This window comes from Pullulanibacillus camelliae, assembly GCF_014642655.1.
Classification (GTDB): domain Bacteria; phylum Bacillota; class Bacilli; order Bacillales; family Sporolactobacillaceae; genus Pullulanibacillus; species Pullulanibacillus camelliae.
This window is the reverse complement of the sequence record NZ_BMIR01000003.1, coordinates 176,281-191,931: the sequence shown is the minus strand read 5'-3', so window position 1 is coordinate 191,931 and position 15,651 is coordinate 176,281. Positions and strand designations below refer to the sequence as shown.

The 15,651-nt window shown below is 42.5% G+C and carries 14 protein-coding genes; 2 read left to right on the top strand and 12 right to left on the bottom strand.

Translation table 11 applies throughout. From position 1 onward, the window contains the following. Positions 1-95 precede the first annotated feature (95 nt). The 5 genes from IEW82_RS05215 to IEW82_RS05195 form a co-directional block, all read right to left on the bottom strand. The gene (locus IEW82_RS05215) at positions 96-746 is read right to left on the bottom strand and encodes a lysozyme family protein (RefSeq protein WP_188690241.1); all 651 of its coding nucleotides are present in this window, start codon (positions 744-746) and stop codon (positions 96-98) included. A gap of 81 nt (positions 747-827) precedes the next feature. Then, a complete protein-coding gene (locus tag IEW82_RS05210; protein ID WP_188690237.1) occupies positions 828-2,318 on the bottom strand; it encodes a PH domain-containing protein in 1,491 nt (496 codons plus the stop codon). Then, entirely contained in the window at positions 2,311-2,778 is a 468-nt protein-coding gene (locus IEW82_RS05205; RefSeq protein WP_188690234.1) for a PH domain-containing protein, read from the bottom strand. The genes IEW82_RS05210 and IEW82_RS05205 overlap by 8 nt, the downstream gene beginning before the upstream one ends. A gap of 33 nt (positions 2,779-2,811) precedes the next feature. Then, on the bottom strand, positions 2,812-5,085 hold the full coding sequence (locus IEW82_RS05200) for a UvrD-helicase domain-containing protein (protein WP_188690231.1): 2,274 nt from the start codon (positions 5,083-5,085) through the stop codon (positions 2,812-2,814). A gap of 276 nt (positions 5,086-5,361) precedes the next feature. Next, positions 5,362-7,056 carry a M3 family oligoendopeptidase gene (locus IEW82_RS05195; RefSeq protein WP_188690230.1) on the bottom strand — a complete coding sequence of 565 codons (1,695 nt, stop codon included), beginning with the start codon at positions 7,054-7,056 and terminating at the stop codon, positions 5,362-5,364. A 196-nt stretch (positions 7,057-7,252) separates the two neighbouring features. Here IEW82_RS05195 and IEW82_RS05190 point away from each other — a divergent pair, with 196 nt between their 5' ends. After that, positions 7,253-8,413, top strand: coding sequence for an MFS transporter (locus IEW82_RS05190; RefSeq protein WP_188690227.1), 1,161 nt, complete (start codon positions 7,253-7,255; stop codon positions 8,411-8,413). Between the two features lie 390 nt (positions 8,414-8,803). Here the strand turns inward: IEW82_RS05190 and IEW82_RS05185 are convergent, their stop codons facing one another. Next, the gene (locus IEW82_RS05185; RefSeq protein WP_188690224.1) at positions 8,804-9,076 is read right to left on the bottom strand and encodes a GNAT family N-acetyltransferase; all 273 of its coding nucleotides are present in this window, start codon (positions 9,074-9,076) and stop codon (positions 8,804-8,806) included. Between the two features lie 99 nt (positions 9,077-9,175). Continuing rightward, positions 9,176-9,418 (bottom strand): VOC family protein, encoded by a 243-nt coding sequence (locus IEW82_RS05180; protein WP_229672337.1) that lies wholly within the window; start codon positions 9,416-9,418, stop codon positions 9,176-9,178. Positions 9,419-9,674: 256 nt separating this feature from the next. Here IEW82_RS05180 and IEW82_RS05175 point away from each other — a divergent pair, with 256 nt between their 5' ends. Further along, positions 9,675-10,166 carry a hypothetical protein gene (locus IEW82_RS05175; protein WP_188690222.1) on the top strand — a complete coding sequence of 164 codons (492 nt, stop codon included), beginning with the start codon at positions 9,675-9,677 and terminating at the stop codon, positions 10,164-10,166. 426 nt (positions 10,167-10,592) lie between these two features. Here the strand turns inward: IEW82_RS05175 and IEW82_RS05170 are convergent, their stop codons facing one another. The 5 genes from IEW82_RS05170 to IEW82_RS05150 all read right to left on the bottom strand — a co-directional run bounded on the left by IEW82_RS05170 (position 10,593) and on the right by IEW82_RS05150 (position 15,609). Then, positions 10,593-11,849 (bottom strand): sensor histidine kinase, encoded by a 1,257-nt coding sequence (locus IEW82_RS05170; protein WP_188690219.1) that lies wholly within the window; start codon positions 11,847-11,849, stop codon positions 10,593-10,595. A gap of 13 nt (positions 11,850-11,862) precedes the next feature. Then, the gene (locus tag IEW82_RS05165) at positions 11,863-12,534 is read right to left on the bottom strand and encodes a response regulator transcription factor (protein WP_188690216.1); all 672 of its coding nucleotides are present in this window, start codon (positions 12,532-12,534) and stop codon (positions 11,863-11,865) included. Between the two features lie 222 nt (positions 12,535-12,756). Next, positions 12,757-13,920 (bottom strand): ABC transporter permease, encoded by a 1,164-nt coding sequence (locus IEW82_RS05160; protein ID WP_188690214.1) that lies wholly within the window; start codon positions 13,918-13,920, stop codon positions 12,757-12,759. Next, positions 13,898-14,608 (bottom strand): ABC transporter ATP-binding protein, encoded by a 711-nt coding sequence (locus IEW82_RS05155; RefSeq protein ID WP_188690211.1) that lies wholly within the window; start codon positions 14,606-14,608, stop codon positions 13,898-13,900. Before IEW82_RS05155 ends, IEW82_RS05160 begins: the two co-directional genes overlap by 23 nt. Further along, positions 14,608-15,609, bottom strand: coding sequence for an efflux RND transporter periplasmic adaptor subunit (locus IEW82_RS05150; RefSeq protein WP_188690207.1), 1,002 nt, complete (start codon positions 15,607-15,609; stop codon positions 14,608-14,610). The genes IEW82_RS05155 and IEW82_RS05150 overlap by 1 nt, the downstream gene beginning before the upstream one ends. Between the last annotated feature and the right edge of the window lie 42 nt (positions 15,610-15,651).

Genomic DNA, 15,651 nt, shown 5'->3' with positions numbered 1-15,651 from the left:
CTGAAGCGGAAATCCGCACCGTCCTCATGACCAGAAATTTTATACCTTCTGATCTTTTGAAAAAGGAGCTGCTCCAAACGGAACAGCTCCTTTCTTTAATAGACTTTGGCGCTAGAAGACAGATAGGCCGGAACACTATGGGTCAGTGACTTAACATTTTCTTTAACTTTATCACTATAGGAAAAATCTCCATAACAATAAGGATAACGAAAGTTGTTCTTATCTCCTCCACAGTTATACAGATTGGGTTTTTGATTCACCTGCTGCAACGAGAAGTTTTTTGCTAGCTTTTCTGAATGATGCCCACCGTGCTTCGCTACATAATCAATATAGCCCACACCCATATTATATGCTTGTAAAATTGTGGGAAAGTCTACATGGCGCTTTTTTCCATAAGAAAGGATATGTTCAAAGTGCTTAATCCCTTCATCAATACTTTTCTTCGGTTCTTTGATAGCGTTGGGTGCGAGTCCAGCAGATTCGGAGGCCTGCATGGGATCTCCACCCTTGCCGTGGCTTTCCTGCTGCATTAGAGCTAGGACAACTGGAGTATATTCCTGAAGATGCTTTTTGGATAAGTCCTTTTGAATCATGGGTTCATACTTCTTAACCCCTTTGAAAGCATCAATATTATCATGAATAATATGCTTAGTTGGCTTGTCCAAAACTTCAATGAGAACAATGATAGCAACCAAAAAGAAGCAAAAAAGGATGAAGCCTCTCATTCTTTTTTTTACTCGTTTCATGTTGTTTCCCCAATCATCTATAGTGCTAATGTCTATTGTAAAACAAATTTTCCTATGATTAAACTGTTAATTGGTCCCACTCTATTCCCAAGCCCGCTTCTGATTAGCCTTGCCACGTCTCGCATAGAAGGTGTGATACCACGCATACAGCTTTCTACCATGCCAATCACTCATATCTGTGACCTTAAAATCGAAACCAGAGCTACTGCCAATCACGGTGGCCTTAATCGTGGCACATTTTAAAAGCATCTGTAATCTCGATGCCTGATAGGTTAAGGCTTGCATGCGCCTGCGCTGCGTTAACACCGTGACTTTTGCTGTTCGTCGAAAGGATACCGCCAAATAGGTACCGTTGACACCTAATCCCGCATCACGATAGCTCAACCAGCTGAATAAAAGCACAGCTAAGGGCATTCCCCACGCATAACTCCCATAAGGGAGCCAAAGCGTCATCCCCATAGCTATAAAGCATGTCGGCATAACATATTTGACCATTTTCCAGTAAAAGGAGCGTTTTACCGCACAGTGCTTTAAAGGAATGAAGGGATATGGACTGCGGACATCCTCTAAAAAGCGCATGAGTAGCCGCTTTTTCACTAGCGGAAACAGCATGACCTCTCCTTTACTTTTGCCTGCTTGCCCACCAACGCATTCAATATAAACGGTCACATATCCCAAAACTTGCCGCAACCAGTTTTCATGAAGACGCACAGCCTGCACACGCCGATGAGGAATGGTTTGTTCCGTCTGTTGAAATAAGCCTTTCTTGATCATCCATTCTTTTTCATAAATAGATAACTGAAATCGACCAACTTGAAAGAAGGAGATCACCGAGGAAATGAGCCAAAAAAATAAGATTAGACTAAGAATAACAATAATAATTTTTAGTAATGGGATACCAATCGCTTGATTAAAGTCGTGCAGAATAGCCTTAAAAAAAGGAACATTTTCAAAGAGCTCACTAATCTGGCTCATCGTCGATAAAAGAGCAACCACAATGACCCCTAAACCCGACGAAGTGATTGAAGCAATCACCAGCTCTTTGTGTCTTAAACGCATTTCTTTAAGCGGCTGAGCTTCCTGCTCATTCACGACAACATTGTGAGCCTCTGCTTCTTGTCGCATTGAATGAGCCTTTTTCTGACGGAGGGTCTCCTTTAACAAATGGGCTTCACGCTTACGCACGGCTGACAAAGCTAACTCCGCCTGTCCCTTCCCACCAGCCGTATGTACTTCCACTTTCATAAAGCCTAATCGACTTGCAATGGGGTTAGTTGTGAGATGGACAGATTGAATACGATCATAGCGGATAAATCGCTCCGATTTGATCATTGACCCTTTTATCACATAGAGCTGCTCTTCTTGTAACTGGTATTTTGTCCGCCACCAGCGGAGCACCGCTGAGCTCAAACCAACGACTAACCCTATCATTGGATAAATCCAAGCAGACCATGACCCGTTTTGCTTGATGCCAAAAAGCCCACCAAGTACTATAGGAAAAATCACTTGTCTAAAATCCTTGACACAATCAAAAACAATCGATAATGGATGAGCTCGCCTTAATTTAGACATCGACATCACTCACCTGAGCCAAGTCTGCAAGATAATTCCTCAAGCTAATCGCCTGACGGTGCCCGAGAGCAGGAATGTGATGCGTCGTCGCAGCTGTCGACACCTTCAAGCTTGATAATCGATACCGACGTAATAGAGGCCCTTGATGGGTATCAACATATTGTATGCGGGCAATCGGAATCACGGTTTGTTTAACCATCCAAATGCCTTCTCGAATCATCACCTGTGTTTCCGATATCCGATATCTAAAAAAGCGCCAACGCAAAACAGGAATCAGCCAAATGGACAGAATGCCACTCCCAATGGCTAAGAGCAGCATCACTCCTCCCCCATAATAAAACCAATGGTAAACAAGACGCCCACATATAAAAAGAGCAACGGCTGCAATCAGACAAATGAAAGTCCAAATCATACCGTGTATTCGCCACACCTTTATCGCCTTAGGATGAATGTAACGCATCCTCCCCCACTCCTTGTGTGTACCCCTTATCCTCTATAACTCAATGTCTTTCTGCCCACGTATCATGTCTGCCTGACAAAGGGGACACTTTTTATCAATTATATGTAATTCTTTATCGCTCTGTATTCGCTCCCACGCAATACATGAAGTATTGGTGCAAACCCACGCCAAGATCGTTTGAAGAGGCTTCCCGTGCCTTCCCTTTTGTCTCTCTTTTGATGACAAAGAAATCTCCCTTTGTCTGTCCCCCCCCTCAGGCATAAAGGGTGCCAAAATAAATCGGGACACCTCAGCCCTTTTGCCGCGATAAAACGCTGGCGAACTGATATACAGAGATTCCTTTGCCCTTGTGATCGCTACGTAGGCAAGACGGCATTCTTCTTCAATCGCTGCTGTGGTCTTCCCTTCTTCATGCCGGTCCGTCCTTTTATCCTCAAGCTGCTCAGCATCAATCGCCGTGCTATGAGGAAGTATCCCTTCAGTGGCGCCAATCAGAAAGACAATGGGAAACTCAAGCCCTTTTGCCCGATGAATCGTCATGAGATTGACAGCTTCAGCATCTTGAAGCGATTTATATTGCTTCATCTGCTTGTGTCGTGCGACGATCTCTTCAATAAAAGCTAGAAAGTCAGGAATATCGGAAAAGCGTTTCGCCGAGGCCTCCAGCTCATCCAGTGTTTCTTTGATCATTTCCTTATGCAGGGACATTTGCTCACTGGTTGTTTCAAGATATTTATCATAAAACAACATGCGCATGCTTTTTATTGCGGCAAGGGGCGTCATGCTCTGCCATTGTTTTATATGCTGCAATCGTTCCTCTATAGCCTTTGATTGAAAGCCTTTAAGTCCAGACATTCGGGTTAAATGAATGAGGGGGTATTGCTTTCTTTGAATAGACTCCTGCTGCTGAATCCAGTCCATCCCTGACTCCCGACTTATATATAAAGTCGGGAGCATACCCTTAATCGCCTCAAAATCACGTGAATCCTTTGTCAACCGCAATATATCAATCATCGGCTTTACAATCCATTGCTCATAAAAATTTTCGACACCAAGTGAATGAGGAATAAACGGAATATCATGAAGCACTAGCGCTTCAAATATGGCTCGGCTATTATTTGCTGTTCTATGAAGGATAGCCATATCCCGATACATCTTCCCAGCTTGCTTTTTTTGTTTAATGGTTTCTATGATGCATTCTGCCTCATGATCAAGCGTATCAGGATGCACATATTGGGGCGATTGCCCAGAGGCATGTAAGGCCTTAAGTGTCTTGGCTTTTCTCTCAAGATTCTTAGCAATCACGCTATTCCCCAGACCGATGATCTCCGCATTGGAACGATAATTAATGACCAAGGCCACCGATTTGACCTTTGGAAAATCTTTAGTGAAATTCAAAATGTATTGATTACTGGCTCCATTGAAGGAATAAATGGTTTGATCGTCATCACCAACGACAAATAAATTGTGGTGAGACTCTACTAAGAGCTTGATCAATTCATATTGAATAAAATTGGTGTCCTGAAACTCATCAACCATGACATACCGAAAGCGCTGCTGTAACGACCGCAATAGAGCTGGTGTTGTCTTCAATAGGTCATAAGCCTTCAATAAAATATCATCAAAGTCGAGCTGCCGGTGCTCTTCCTTCCAGGTTTCATATAGCCTGAACAGCCTTTGTTGCTTCTTTTCTTCCTCTGTTTTATGAGGCATGTCATCAGGTCCCATGCGATGGACCTTATAATGAGAAAAGAGCGCGAGAAGTGTCTCTGGTTGATATGTATCCTGCAACCCTTCCTGTTTCAATATTTGCTTCACAATGATTTGCCGATAACGCTCCGAGCTTAGAATCCCTTCACGATAGCCTTGATGGCGGAGAATCGTTAGAAAAAAGGCATGAAAAGTATTCGCCTGCACTTGCTGCGCTTCTTGTGAATGCAGGCCTGGTAAGCCAGCAATTCGCTCCTTCATCTCTTCAGCAGCCTTGCGAGTAAATGTCACCAGTAGGATATGGCTTGGAGGCACATTCAGAACATTATAGAGATACCCCGTCCGACTCACAAGCACTGATGTCTTTCCTGTTCCTGCTCCTGCCAAGGTCAGAAAGGGACCGTCAGTATGCCGCACGGCTTCCAGCTGTTCAGCGTTCAAAAGAATCTCTCGTTTTTCTAGGGATCGAAAATAAAAGGCATCAAATTCTGAATCCTCGATTAAATCCTTACTTGTCTGCCGACTTGCACAGTCAGCAACAGGAACTTCCTTTTTAACACTTCCAAAAGGAACGGACGCATATTGCTCATCTTCCATCATCAATCACCAAGCTTTGTAATTTCCTATACACCTGAGACAAATAAATGATATAGAGAGGGCAATTTGACATGCCCCCTATGAGTTTTACCATCCATTTGCTCAGCCATTAATACGCATATTAAATGAACCACTTTAAAAATGATAACATAGGAAACTCCCAAACGCTTTGAAAGATTTTTGAAGCCGCATAGAATTCACTATAGATAGGGATGTTCTTTGGTTCAGATTTCTCTATCAAAAACCCACTTTAAAAGAAGGTAGCCACGCCACTTTCTATAATTGCATGTCATCTATTGTCTCCAAGTACGCTTCAACAACATCCACAACAGACTCCACACAGCCTTCTTCAAATGGCGAGATGAGTTGAGCCACTTTAACAAGCTCTGTAAATGAACGACTCCCGCCTTGCTGACATAAATGGACATAATCCTGCCATGCCTTTTGCTCGCCTTCAGTCATCCTCTTCCAAAACTGCAAGGCACAAATCTGTGCTAGCGTGTAATCAATATAATAAAATGGATCACTGAAGATATGGCCTTGCTTATGCCAAAAACCACCACGCTCCAGATATGGATGTCCATCATAATCTGTATCTGGAAGATATTTATGCTCAAGTTCACGCCACACTTGTTTCCGTTCTTCTGGTGTTGCTTCCGGGTGAGCATAGACAAAATGCTGAAATTCATCCACAGCCACACCATAAGGCAAGAACATAAGTGCACCGCTCAGATGAGAAAACTTATATTTCTCGACATCCTCACCAAAGAAGCGCTCCATCCAAGGCCATGCAAAAAACTCCATGCTCATAGAATGAATTTCAGCCGCTTCAGAAGTAGGGAATTGATACTCAGGAGTTTGAAAAGCTCTGCTAGAAAAGGCCTGAAAAGCATGTCCCCCTTCATGCGTTAATACATCAATATCTCCAGAAGTGCCATTAAAATTTGAAAAAATAAACGGCGCCTGAAGCTCGCTAATATATGTACAATACCCCCCACTGGCCTTCCCTTTCTTAGCGACGAGATCCATGAGGCCATGCTCAACCATAAATTGAAAGAAAGTGTCAGTCTCTGGAGCCATTTCCGCATACATGTGCCCCGCCTGCTTGACAATCCATTCCGAATCTCCTTTAGGCTTCGCATTCCCTGTCTTAAATTCTATAGATTGATCATAATATTTCAGCACATCAACTTCTATACGCTTAGCCTGTCTCTTTAGCAGCTTAGTCGTTATGGGTACAATATGCTCTTCAACCTGTTTCCGAAATTTAGCCACTTGCTCAGCACTATAATCTGTTCGCAGCATGCGAGCATAGCCAACGTCTACAAAGTTATCATAACCAAGCTTTTTTGCTATGATCGTACGCACTTTAACAAGCTGGTCATAAAGCGCATCAAACTTTGCTTCATTATTCGCCATGAATCCATAAAACGCTTCGGTGGCTTTTTTTCTCGTCGCCCGATCTGTAGATAGCCTAAAGGGCATGAGTTGATTTAAATTGTATTCCTTGCCATTAAATTCAATTTTTGCAGAAGCAATCAGCTTATCATATTCAGTTGCCAGACGATTCTCTTTTTGAAGATCTTCGATGATTTCGGGGGAAAAAGTTTTGACTGTCAGTTCAGCGATCCGGAATAATTGATCGCCCCACTCATCTTCAAGTGCTTTACGAAATGGAGAGGTGACAAGTGCTTTATAGTAATCGCTAACCAGACCTTTATAAATGGGCTGTGTTTCGTCAAAATAATCCTGCTCCTGTTCATAAAAGCAATCCGTTGTATCGATGGTGTGACGGATTAAGACGATTTCCGCCATCGACTCAAATTGACCTCGGACTTCATTAATGGTCTTTATGATCGCACTTTGCTTTTGAGCTGACTCCGCTGTTTGGAATTGCGTGAGGAGCTCCCTCACTTTTTTACTGATGCCATCCATATCAGGCCGCTTATATGGGTAATCCCTAAACTTCATTTTGCTCTCCCCTTTTTCTATATATTTACACCTACTCTCTCTTTAATATTTCGCCATTCGAATCACTCTTCCCTGCTTCGCCAAACGTTTTCACCCGCTGAGACTAATGCTCTTTTTTGAACAAATTTTGAACGTTTAAGAATAACATGTCTTTTTTTCTGGACAACACCATACATTTTTAAGGGAAGGTGAGAACATGAAAAACCAACAGGGTATTGCCGCAATTTATTTGGTCCTCTTTTTAATGTCATTAAGCTTACATATCCAGTTTCCGATTTTTACCCCTTTTGCCATTGCTTTAGGTGCATCAACCTTTTTTGTCAGTATTCTACTCAGCAGCGGGTCATTCACTAACCTGATTGGCCATATTATTTCCGGCCCATTTATTGATCGCATTGGCAAGAAGCCATTTATCGTGATTCCTTTATTCCTATCTTCTCTCTTCATGGCCGCTCATTCTACCGTTCACAGTCCCATTCAACTTCTTCTTTACAGATTTTTTAACGGCTTTATTTTAGCTTTTATAGGTCCAGCTTGTTTTGCTCTTCTCGCTGCCTATGCCCGAAACTCTAGACAGGAAGGACGGAATATGGCCATTCATGGCCTCACCGTTACACTTGCTAATATCATTGCCCCGTTTATTGGTGGATGGATCTCCGACCTTTTTAGCTACAGAGGGACTTATTTATTTGTTGGTGCTGCTTTGTTCATCGCTGCCCTGCTAGCACTTTTTTTAATCAGAGAAGTGGACCCAATCGTTGTTCACCAAAGGGGAACCACCTCCTTACGTGCCATTCTTGCCAACAAAAAACTTTTCTCCCTTTATTTTGTTGGTTTTACCTTGATGTTCGGGCATGGGGCGTTAATATACGAGCTTCCTTTTTTAACTGTGGAAAAAGGGCTATCCTCAACTGAAACCGGAACATTATTTAGCTTTATGGGCTTTGGCTCATTAGTATCCTTGAGCTTTTTTTGGTTGAATCGCTTTTCAGCTACAGGGCGGACGATCTTCGGCATGGTGTTAACTGCCCTGCTTTACTATCAAATGGCAACAAACATGCTTCCCTTAAGCTTACCCTTTGACCTTTTCTCTATGGGCGTGACCTTTGGCGTGCTTTATCCCGCCATCACCTCATTACTGGCACAAAAAGTAAGCCACAGTCAATACGGTTCAGCCTTTGGCATCCTTTCCGCTATGTTCTCGTTAGGCATCATTTTAAGCACCTTGATCTCCGGAGCCATGAGGCATGTATGCTCTCCTTATTTTCTCGCCTTTTTTACTACAATGCTGGGAGCAGTATGCCTAATTTACAGCCATATCAAAGACAAGAAGGCAGACTCCCCTCTTTACAATTAATCGCAAAAGCGATTGAGAAAAAATTAAATGGGGGCATAGAAATACCGAGCAATAGCCTATAAAAGGGGTCAGGGAAACAAAAGCGTAGTCAAAATACGGAGATTCCTACGGGAACGGGACCAGCGTTACTTCACGAGTGAACTTCGAGTTATTCCGAGAAAGCTGACTTCGAAGCCATACGCGTAGACGTAGGAACAGGAGAATTTTAATCATAAATACTTGGAAAAATAAATAGTCTATGCCAAGTGAACTAAGGCCGTGCCCCTGGAAAGCAAAGTGTTTTGACGGAGCACTTCATGACTCACTCAAAAATCCGAACGCATTCCTTCAAAATTGTGAATGCGTTCGGATCCTCTATGAACTGAAGACTTCTGTCCCAGCCTCTTTTTATTAGTCTGCAATGACATCTTGATAATCAGGATTTTGATGCAGCTTAATTTTCACATAGGGACAAACAGGAATTATTTTTTTATGTTGCTCACGCGCAAAGCGCACTATTGTTTTAACCAGCTCCTCTGCAAGGCCTTGGCCGCGCAGTTGCTCTGAGACAAATGTATGGTCCACAACAAGACGATCATCATCCTTAGGCTGATACGTGATCTCACCAACCTCCTGACCCTCTTGAAGAACATAAAACCTATTTTCACCTTTTCGAATATCCATTTAATAACCCTCCAGTATATATTTCAGCATGACGCACTACTTATTAATGATGCTTTCCCCAGCTCTGTATACTTTCAAACCACACTTTGTAATTAGATTCTATTCTTCTGTAGCAATCTGCCACCTTATCCCAAAGGGATCTTCTAACCGACCAAACATCGTCCCCCAGAACATCTTTTCAAATGGCATAAGGACTTTACCGCCATCTGATAGCCTTGAAAATACCTGCTTAGCTTCTTCTTTATCTGAAAAAACCAAGGCCAGTTCAATCGCACTTCCTTGCCCTTCATCAGCATCCGCCATAAAAAATTGTTGGTCTACTGCATTCAATACTAAGTGCATGATTCGATCCTTCATTGCTTCCTCTGCATTCGGCATGTTTCGCAAAAGTCTTAATGGTCTCAATCATGCCGCTTAAAGCGTCGACATAAAAATGCGCTTGTTTACGTGCATCCTGAGAAAAATAGAGGGAGAGAGCTTAGCCATTGTTAAGTCACCCTTTCAGATTATTCTTTATCTCTTAGTATAGCTTATTAAGCCTTTTTTAAGAATTAAGTTTTAAGCTAAAATCATCCTGAAAAATAGAGGAGGAAATCGTATGTCGAGAGTGCGTAAAATTCAGCCTTGGCTAAGCCTTATTACAGCACTACTCTTATTTCTTGCAAGTATCACAGGGCTATACATGGGATTAAGCGCCAATGCCATGGATAAACGGATGGGACAAGGCTTCAGTTTTAACAGAGGCGCCACCCCGAATGGCGATTATAATCAAAACAACAACCAAGGCCGCTCATCTGATCAGAATAACAATCAAGGAGCTGCTTCAGGTTCAGGACAGTTTAATGACGGTGACAGTTCAGACAATAATAATGTGCCTGCTGCCGGGAATTTTTCCAGAGGCATGATGAGAGATAGACAAGGGGCTGATTCACTGCATATGAAGCTGACACAACTCCTGCAAGGAAACTATAACGGCACCGACATCCGTTGGCTAATCGACCTTGCTTCCTCTCTGCTTCTTTTGCTTGCGGTATTCAATGGCATCGCTGCCCTCCAGTCAATTCGTGACAAAACACTTCAAAAAGAGTAAAACAAAAAATTTGCGGTGTGAGATATGAATGAGACGCTTTAGCTTCGGACTTCAATGGGCTTCCCGCTTCGTCTCCTGTCTGAAGGTGTCCATTTTTTCTATAAGCGTTTTACAAACCAGTTATCCACAAGTACACTTTCTAATCAGGAAAAAGCGTATGGATCATTCCTATCCACACGCTTTTTTCTATTTAAATGAAATATTAGTCAATGCGGTAACTTTGCACAATTTGAAAGCGGAAGAAAGTAGCTTTTAACAAGAGCTCTTAAGTGCCGACTGATTTCAGCAAATACAAAACAGTATTCATGCCCAGCGCATTAGTCCCTACTGTTCAAGCACCTGTCACGATGGAAGGACAATATACCCAATAAAAAGACAGCCTTTCTTAGTTAAACGGAAAACACTTCTATGGCAAGGGGCACCCATTCATTCCCTTCTTGCTCCCTTTAACACATTCACTTCTTTAAGCTTTGGAAAGGATAATATAAAGCGGGTTCCTTCTCCTAACTCACTTTCAATGGTTATTTTGCCAGCATGCTGATCAACAATCCATTTAGCGATGGAAAGCCCAAGCCCGCTCCCTTCTCTATCTGTCCTAGAGGTATCCGCTTGAAAAAAGCGATCGAATACTTGGTGTTGATGTTGTTTACTAATCCCTATGCCATTATCTGCAACCGTAATCGTGACATGATGCCCATCACTTGAGCAAGTCATCATGATTCTCCCTTCCTTGTCATCAGTAAACTTTATAGCGTTATCAATTAAAATAACAAGCAGCTGATACAACCTTTCACGATCACCTAAAATGTTTAACGGCGCAGGCGCACTGTTAAGCGTCAAAGTTTTCCCCTGAAAGCTTACCATTTCATCAAATTGATCATAAACCTGTTTGAGCAGTTCATTAATAGCTACTGGCTTTTTTTCTATCTCAATACGATTGGCATCTGATCGTGCCAGCGTCAAAAGATGTGAAACCAGCTTCGATAAGCGTCTAGACTCATTCAATGTAATGGAAATATCCTTCAGTTTTTCTTGAATTCGAGCCTTGGGCGATTTAAGTAATAACTCAATGCGCGTTTGGATAATAGAAAGAGGTGTTCGCAATTCATGGGAAGCATCCGAAACAAATTGTTGCTGTTTATCCCATGCTTGTTTAATAGGCTCTAAAGCCCGTTTTGCTAAAAAATAGCCGACGACAAAGGCTAGGATGCTGGCAACCGACCAACCAATGATAATAATTAACAATAGAGTATCCAGAAGATTTCTTTGCTCATCATCAATCGTCCACGCTGCAATGACCACACCCCCGTGATCTACAGTCATCACTTTTTTTGAGAAGAGTCGAAAATGCACGCCATTCACTTCTTTTCCCTCAAATTGTCCGACATGAGAAGGAAAAAGCTGTTGAATATACTTCTTTTTAATGGCGACTGTAGCATTGTTCTGAAGTAGCGCTTTATCTTTATCCCAAATAGCCCTGCCATGAATGCGAAAATCCTCTCGATTTCCTCCCATCGGACCAGGTGGCATCGGTCTTGAAAGTCCCTCTTGGAGCGATTGATTGACAGAGCGATAAAGCACATGCTGAGTATAAAAAAAGATAGCTGACGCCAACAGGCCCATGAGCACAATAAAAATGACGGCATTTAAAAGGGTCAGTCTTCTCAGTGTTTTTCGAAACATACTATTTAACTCCTTATTGGCTTGCCAACATATAACCAATGCCTCTCATAGTTTGTACATCCTTATCATAGCCAAATGGCTGAAGCTTTTTCCGAAGCTGATGAATATAGACCTCGACAATACCAATCGTTGTATCCGAGTCAAAGCCCCAGATGCGATCGTAGATTTGCTCTCTAGTGAGAATTTGTTCTGCATTCTGTATAAGATATTCCAATAGTTCGTACTGCTTAATAGTAAAGGAGATGACCTCGCCGTCAACGGTTACTCTTTTCTTTTGTAGATCGATGACAATACCTTTATAGCTTAAGGTCTTATCCTTCATACCATTAGTACTTCGACGGAGGATTGCACTAATCCTCGCTAACAGCTCCATATTTTGGAAGGGTTTGACAATATAATCATCTGCACCAAGGTTTAAGCCTTTGACGCGATCTTCCAAAGCATCCTTAGCAGTCAAAAAGAGGACAGGAGTTTGAATTCCTTCTTCACGCAAGACCTTCACGATCTTAAAACCATCCAGTCCCGGTAACATGACATCGAGCACGATGGCATCATAAATATTCTGCTGTGCTAAATAGAGTCCCTCTTCGCCATCTGCCGCTGTATCAATGGCATAATCCTCCGCCAAAAGCTGCTCAATGGATTCTAATAATACTTCATTATCTTCAACCAACAATAACTTCATGAGTGACCTCCTCATTCATCTTAAGGACTCTGGGGTATACATGACAATTTACCCTTAAGAGCTTTTAAAAAGCAAGACCCATACCAAACAGTCAACCTTTAAACGCCGGGTTTTTACTCTTTTACAAAGTTACCTTTTTATAGATTCATCCCTGGCCCCCTGCTTAAAGCAAGGTCGACCCAAGGTAAGTGCTTCCCTGAGTCGACCTCTTGTAGTAAAGCATTATTCAAATCGCAAGGCTTGGATGGGATTGAGCTTGGACGCTTTATTTGCTGGGAAAACACCAAAGATGATGCCCACGACCAGTGAGAAAAGGAAAGCAAAGAGCATCATCGCTACGGAGTAGACCACATCAGAACCGGTGGCGACTGCATAAATCTTAGTCGCTATTAGCCCTATCCCTACGCCGATTAATCCACCTAGAGCACTTAAAACAACGGCCTCAATTAGAAATTGTAAAAGGATGTCCTTACGCCTTGCCCCAATTGATTTACGAATACCGATTTCTTTCGTGCGCTCTGTCACCGAGACAAACATGATATTCATGATGCCGATGCCTCCAACTAATAATGAAATGCTAGCAATCCCCGCTAGCAGCATCGTCATCGTATCGTTCACTGAACTCATCGTATCCATGACATCCTGCTGATTAGCTACTGTATAACTATCAGAATCCCCAAAGGTTTGGTAGAGATTTCTTTCAATCATCATCATTGCAATATTTAATGACGCCTCATTTTTAGCTTGGGCATAGAATTGCTGAATATGTGTTGTTCCGAGCAAACGTTGTGCTGTAGAAAAAGGAATAATTACGGTATCATCGGTATTTTCACCCATGGACCCGCCTTTCTCAGTCAAAACACCAACAACCTTATAACTGTCGCCATTGACAAGTAGCTTTTGTCCCACAGGATTTTCCATACCAAAAAGGGTTTGAGCGGTTTCACTCCCTAAGACAATGACCTTCTGACGATAATCCATATCGATATCCGTGATGAAACGACCATTTGAGACTGACAAATTGCGTACAGATTTATAAGCAGCATTGGAGCCTGTCAAGGCGACATCTGTTGTTGTTTCCCCATTCTTTAATGTCACCCGTCCTGAAAGAACAGGGGACACATTTTTGACCGCATCAATTTTATTGATCTTATCAACGTCATCCATGGTAAATGGTACATCTGTATTGCTAATATTGACCGTTAGTAAATGTGTCCCTAGACTATTAATGCTATCGGTCACGGACTTACTGGAGCCTTGACCTATGGATACCAAAGCAATGACCGATGATACTCCTATGATAATGCCAAGCATGGTTAATAGTGCCCGCAGTTTATTCCCTTTTATGTTGCGCATGGCTAGCTTAATGGATGTGAACAGACTCATGCTGAGTTCCCTCCGTTTCGGTCAACCGACCATCACTAATCATGATCATCCGCTTTGCCTTTTGAGCAACATCGCGATCGTGGGTGATTAAAATGATGGTATGGTCTTCATTGTTCAGTTGAATGAGGACATCCATGATTTCTTGACTTGTTTTGCTATCGAGAGCACCTGTTGGCTCATCCGCTAATAAAATAGGTGGTGTACCGGCTAAAGCACGGGCAATAGCCACTCTCTGTTGTTGGCCCCCAGAAAGCTGGTTAGGATAATGATTCGCCCGGTCAACAATCCCGACTTGTTCAAGACTGCGCAGTGCGCACTCCCTTCTTTCCTTCGCCTTCATCCCACGATAAATCAAGGGAAGCTCGACATTTTCAACTGCTGTAAGCCGACCGAGAAGGTTAAAATTCTGAAAAATAAATCCGATATTCTCATTCCTTATTTTTGCAAGCTGAACATCCTTCAATGTATTCACTGTGTGCCCTTCTAAGATATATTCACCTTGATCAGGCTTATCCAAGCAACCGATCATATTCATCAATGTAGACTTTCCAGAGCCTGAGGGACCAACGATAGCAACAAAGTCCCCCTTTTCAACAGTGAAAGTGACATGGTCTAAAGCTGTCACCACATTATCGCCCATTTTATATTGTTTAACTAAATCACGCATGTGAATGATCGCTTCAACCATTAGCGATTCCCTCCCATACCGCCTTGTCCACCAGAACGTCCACCGAAATTACCACCACCATTGCGAAAGGTGCCTTGACCGAAGCCACCGCCAAAACCTCCGCCTCCTGGTGTCATTTGCTGCTTATCACTGGATGAGCTATTAGATTGGCTGCGTTCGATTTGTGGCAATTGCACGACTTGTCCCTCTTGCAAGCCTGATTTGATCTCTACATAGCTGTCATTGTGTGTACCCGTTTCTACTTTGACCTGTTTGACGCCAGAAACATTGTCGTTTACGTCATTGTTAGAGTTCGCTTCAGAAACAAGAACATAAGAGGTAGCTCCATTTTTATGAACAGCGTCAACTGGAACATACAGGACATTATCCTTTTTACTTGTAATAATTTCCGCTGTTGTTGTCATGCCAGCCTTTAAATTTTTTGATGAGGTCAAATGGACCGTGACATCAAATGTTGAGACGCCATTATTGACTGTCCCTTCCTTGGCAATCGCAGTGACCTTACCTGTATAAGTTTTATCTGGAAAAGCATTGACTGTGACATTGACCGATTGACCCACTTTGACCTCAGGAATATCTAGTTCATCCACTTGAATAACTGTATTTAAACTTTGATAGTTAGTTAAATGGGCTACGGTTTGTCCAGCATTCACTCGACTGCCATCATAGACACTTAGTGAGGTGATCGTGCCATCCGCTGGAGCGTCTAATTCTGTGCCATCTGTATAGGAGAGGAGTTCATCCCCTTTCTTCACTGTGTCATTTTTTGACACTAGGATCTCATCTACAGTCTTGGACTCCGAAACAGTTATATCTTTATCAGTTGCTGGCTCCAGACTTCCTGAGCCACTCACTTTGGATTCAATGGTCCCTTTTTTCACAGTTGCCGTTTGATTAATGATCGTAATGGCCTGACTTTTGCCTTTAGCCGTTACATACCATGTCGTTCCTCCACCAACGATAAGAATTAAAGCCACTATAGTGATCAACCATTTCTTCATTTTCATTCTCCTTTTACCTTTTTGAGAGATCTCTTGATTTCT

Bases quoted from the DNA above. Each gene is read 5' to 3' on its own strand.
- IEW82_RS05185 (WP_188690224.1), bottom strand. From the start codon at position 9,076: ATGGATATTCGAAAAGGTGAAAATAGGTTTTATGTTCTTCAAGAGGGT.
- IEW82_RS05150 (WP_188690207.1), bottom strand. From the start codon at position 15,609: ATGAAGAAATGGTTGATCACTATAGTGGCTTTAATTCTTATCGTTGGT.
- IEW82_RS05190 (WP_188690227.1), top strand. From the start codon at position 7,253: ATGAAAAACCAACAGGGTATTGCCGCAATTTATTTGGTCCTCTTTTTA.
- IEW82_RS05160 (WP_188690214.1), bottom strand. From the start codon at position 13,920: ATGAGTCTGTTCACATCCATTAAGCTAGCCATGCGCAACATAAAAGGG.
- IEW82_RS05195 (WP_188690230.1), bottom strand. From the start codon at position 7,056: ATGAAGTTTAGGGATTACCCATATAAGCGGCCTGATATGGATGGCATC.
- IEW82_RS05215 (WP_188690241.1), bottom strand. From the start codon at position 746: ATGAAACGAGTAAAAAAAAGAATGAGAGGCTTCATCCTTTTTTGCTTC.
- IEW82_RS05165 (WP_188690216.1), bottom strand. From the start codon at position 12,534: ATGAAGTTATTGTTGGTTGAAGATAATGAAGTATTATTAGAATCCATT.
- IEW82_RS05205 (WP_188690234.1), bottom strand. From the start codon at position 2,778: ATGCGTTACATTCATCCTAAGGCGATAAAGGTGTGGCGAATACACGGT.
- IEW82_RS05170 (WP_188690219.1), bottom strand. From the start codon at position 11,849: ATGTTTCGAAAAACACTGAGAAGACTGACCCTTTTAAATGCCGTCATT.
- IEW82_RS05155 (WP_188690211.1), bottom strand. From the start codon at position 14,608: ATGGTTGAAGCGATCATTCACATGCGTGATTTAGTTAAACAATATAAA.
- IEW82_RS05180 (WP_229672337.1), bottom strand. From the start codon at position 9,418: ATGCACTTAGTATTGAATGCAGTAGACCAACAATTTTTTATGGCGGAT.
- IEW82_RS05210 (WP_188690237.1), bottom strand. From the start codon at position 2,318: ATGTCTAAATTAAGGCGAGCTCATCCATTATCGATTGTTTTTGATTGT.
- IEW82_RS05200 (WP_188690231.1), bottom strand. From the start codon at position 5,085: ATGGAAGATGAGCAATATGCGTCCGTTCCTTTTGGAAGTGTTAAAAAG.
- IEW82_RS05175 (WP_188690222.1), top strand. From the start codon at position 9,675: ATGTCGAGAGTGCGTAAAATTCAGCCTTGGCTAAGCCTTATTACAGCA.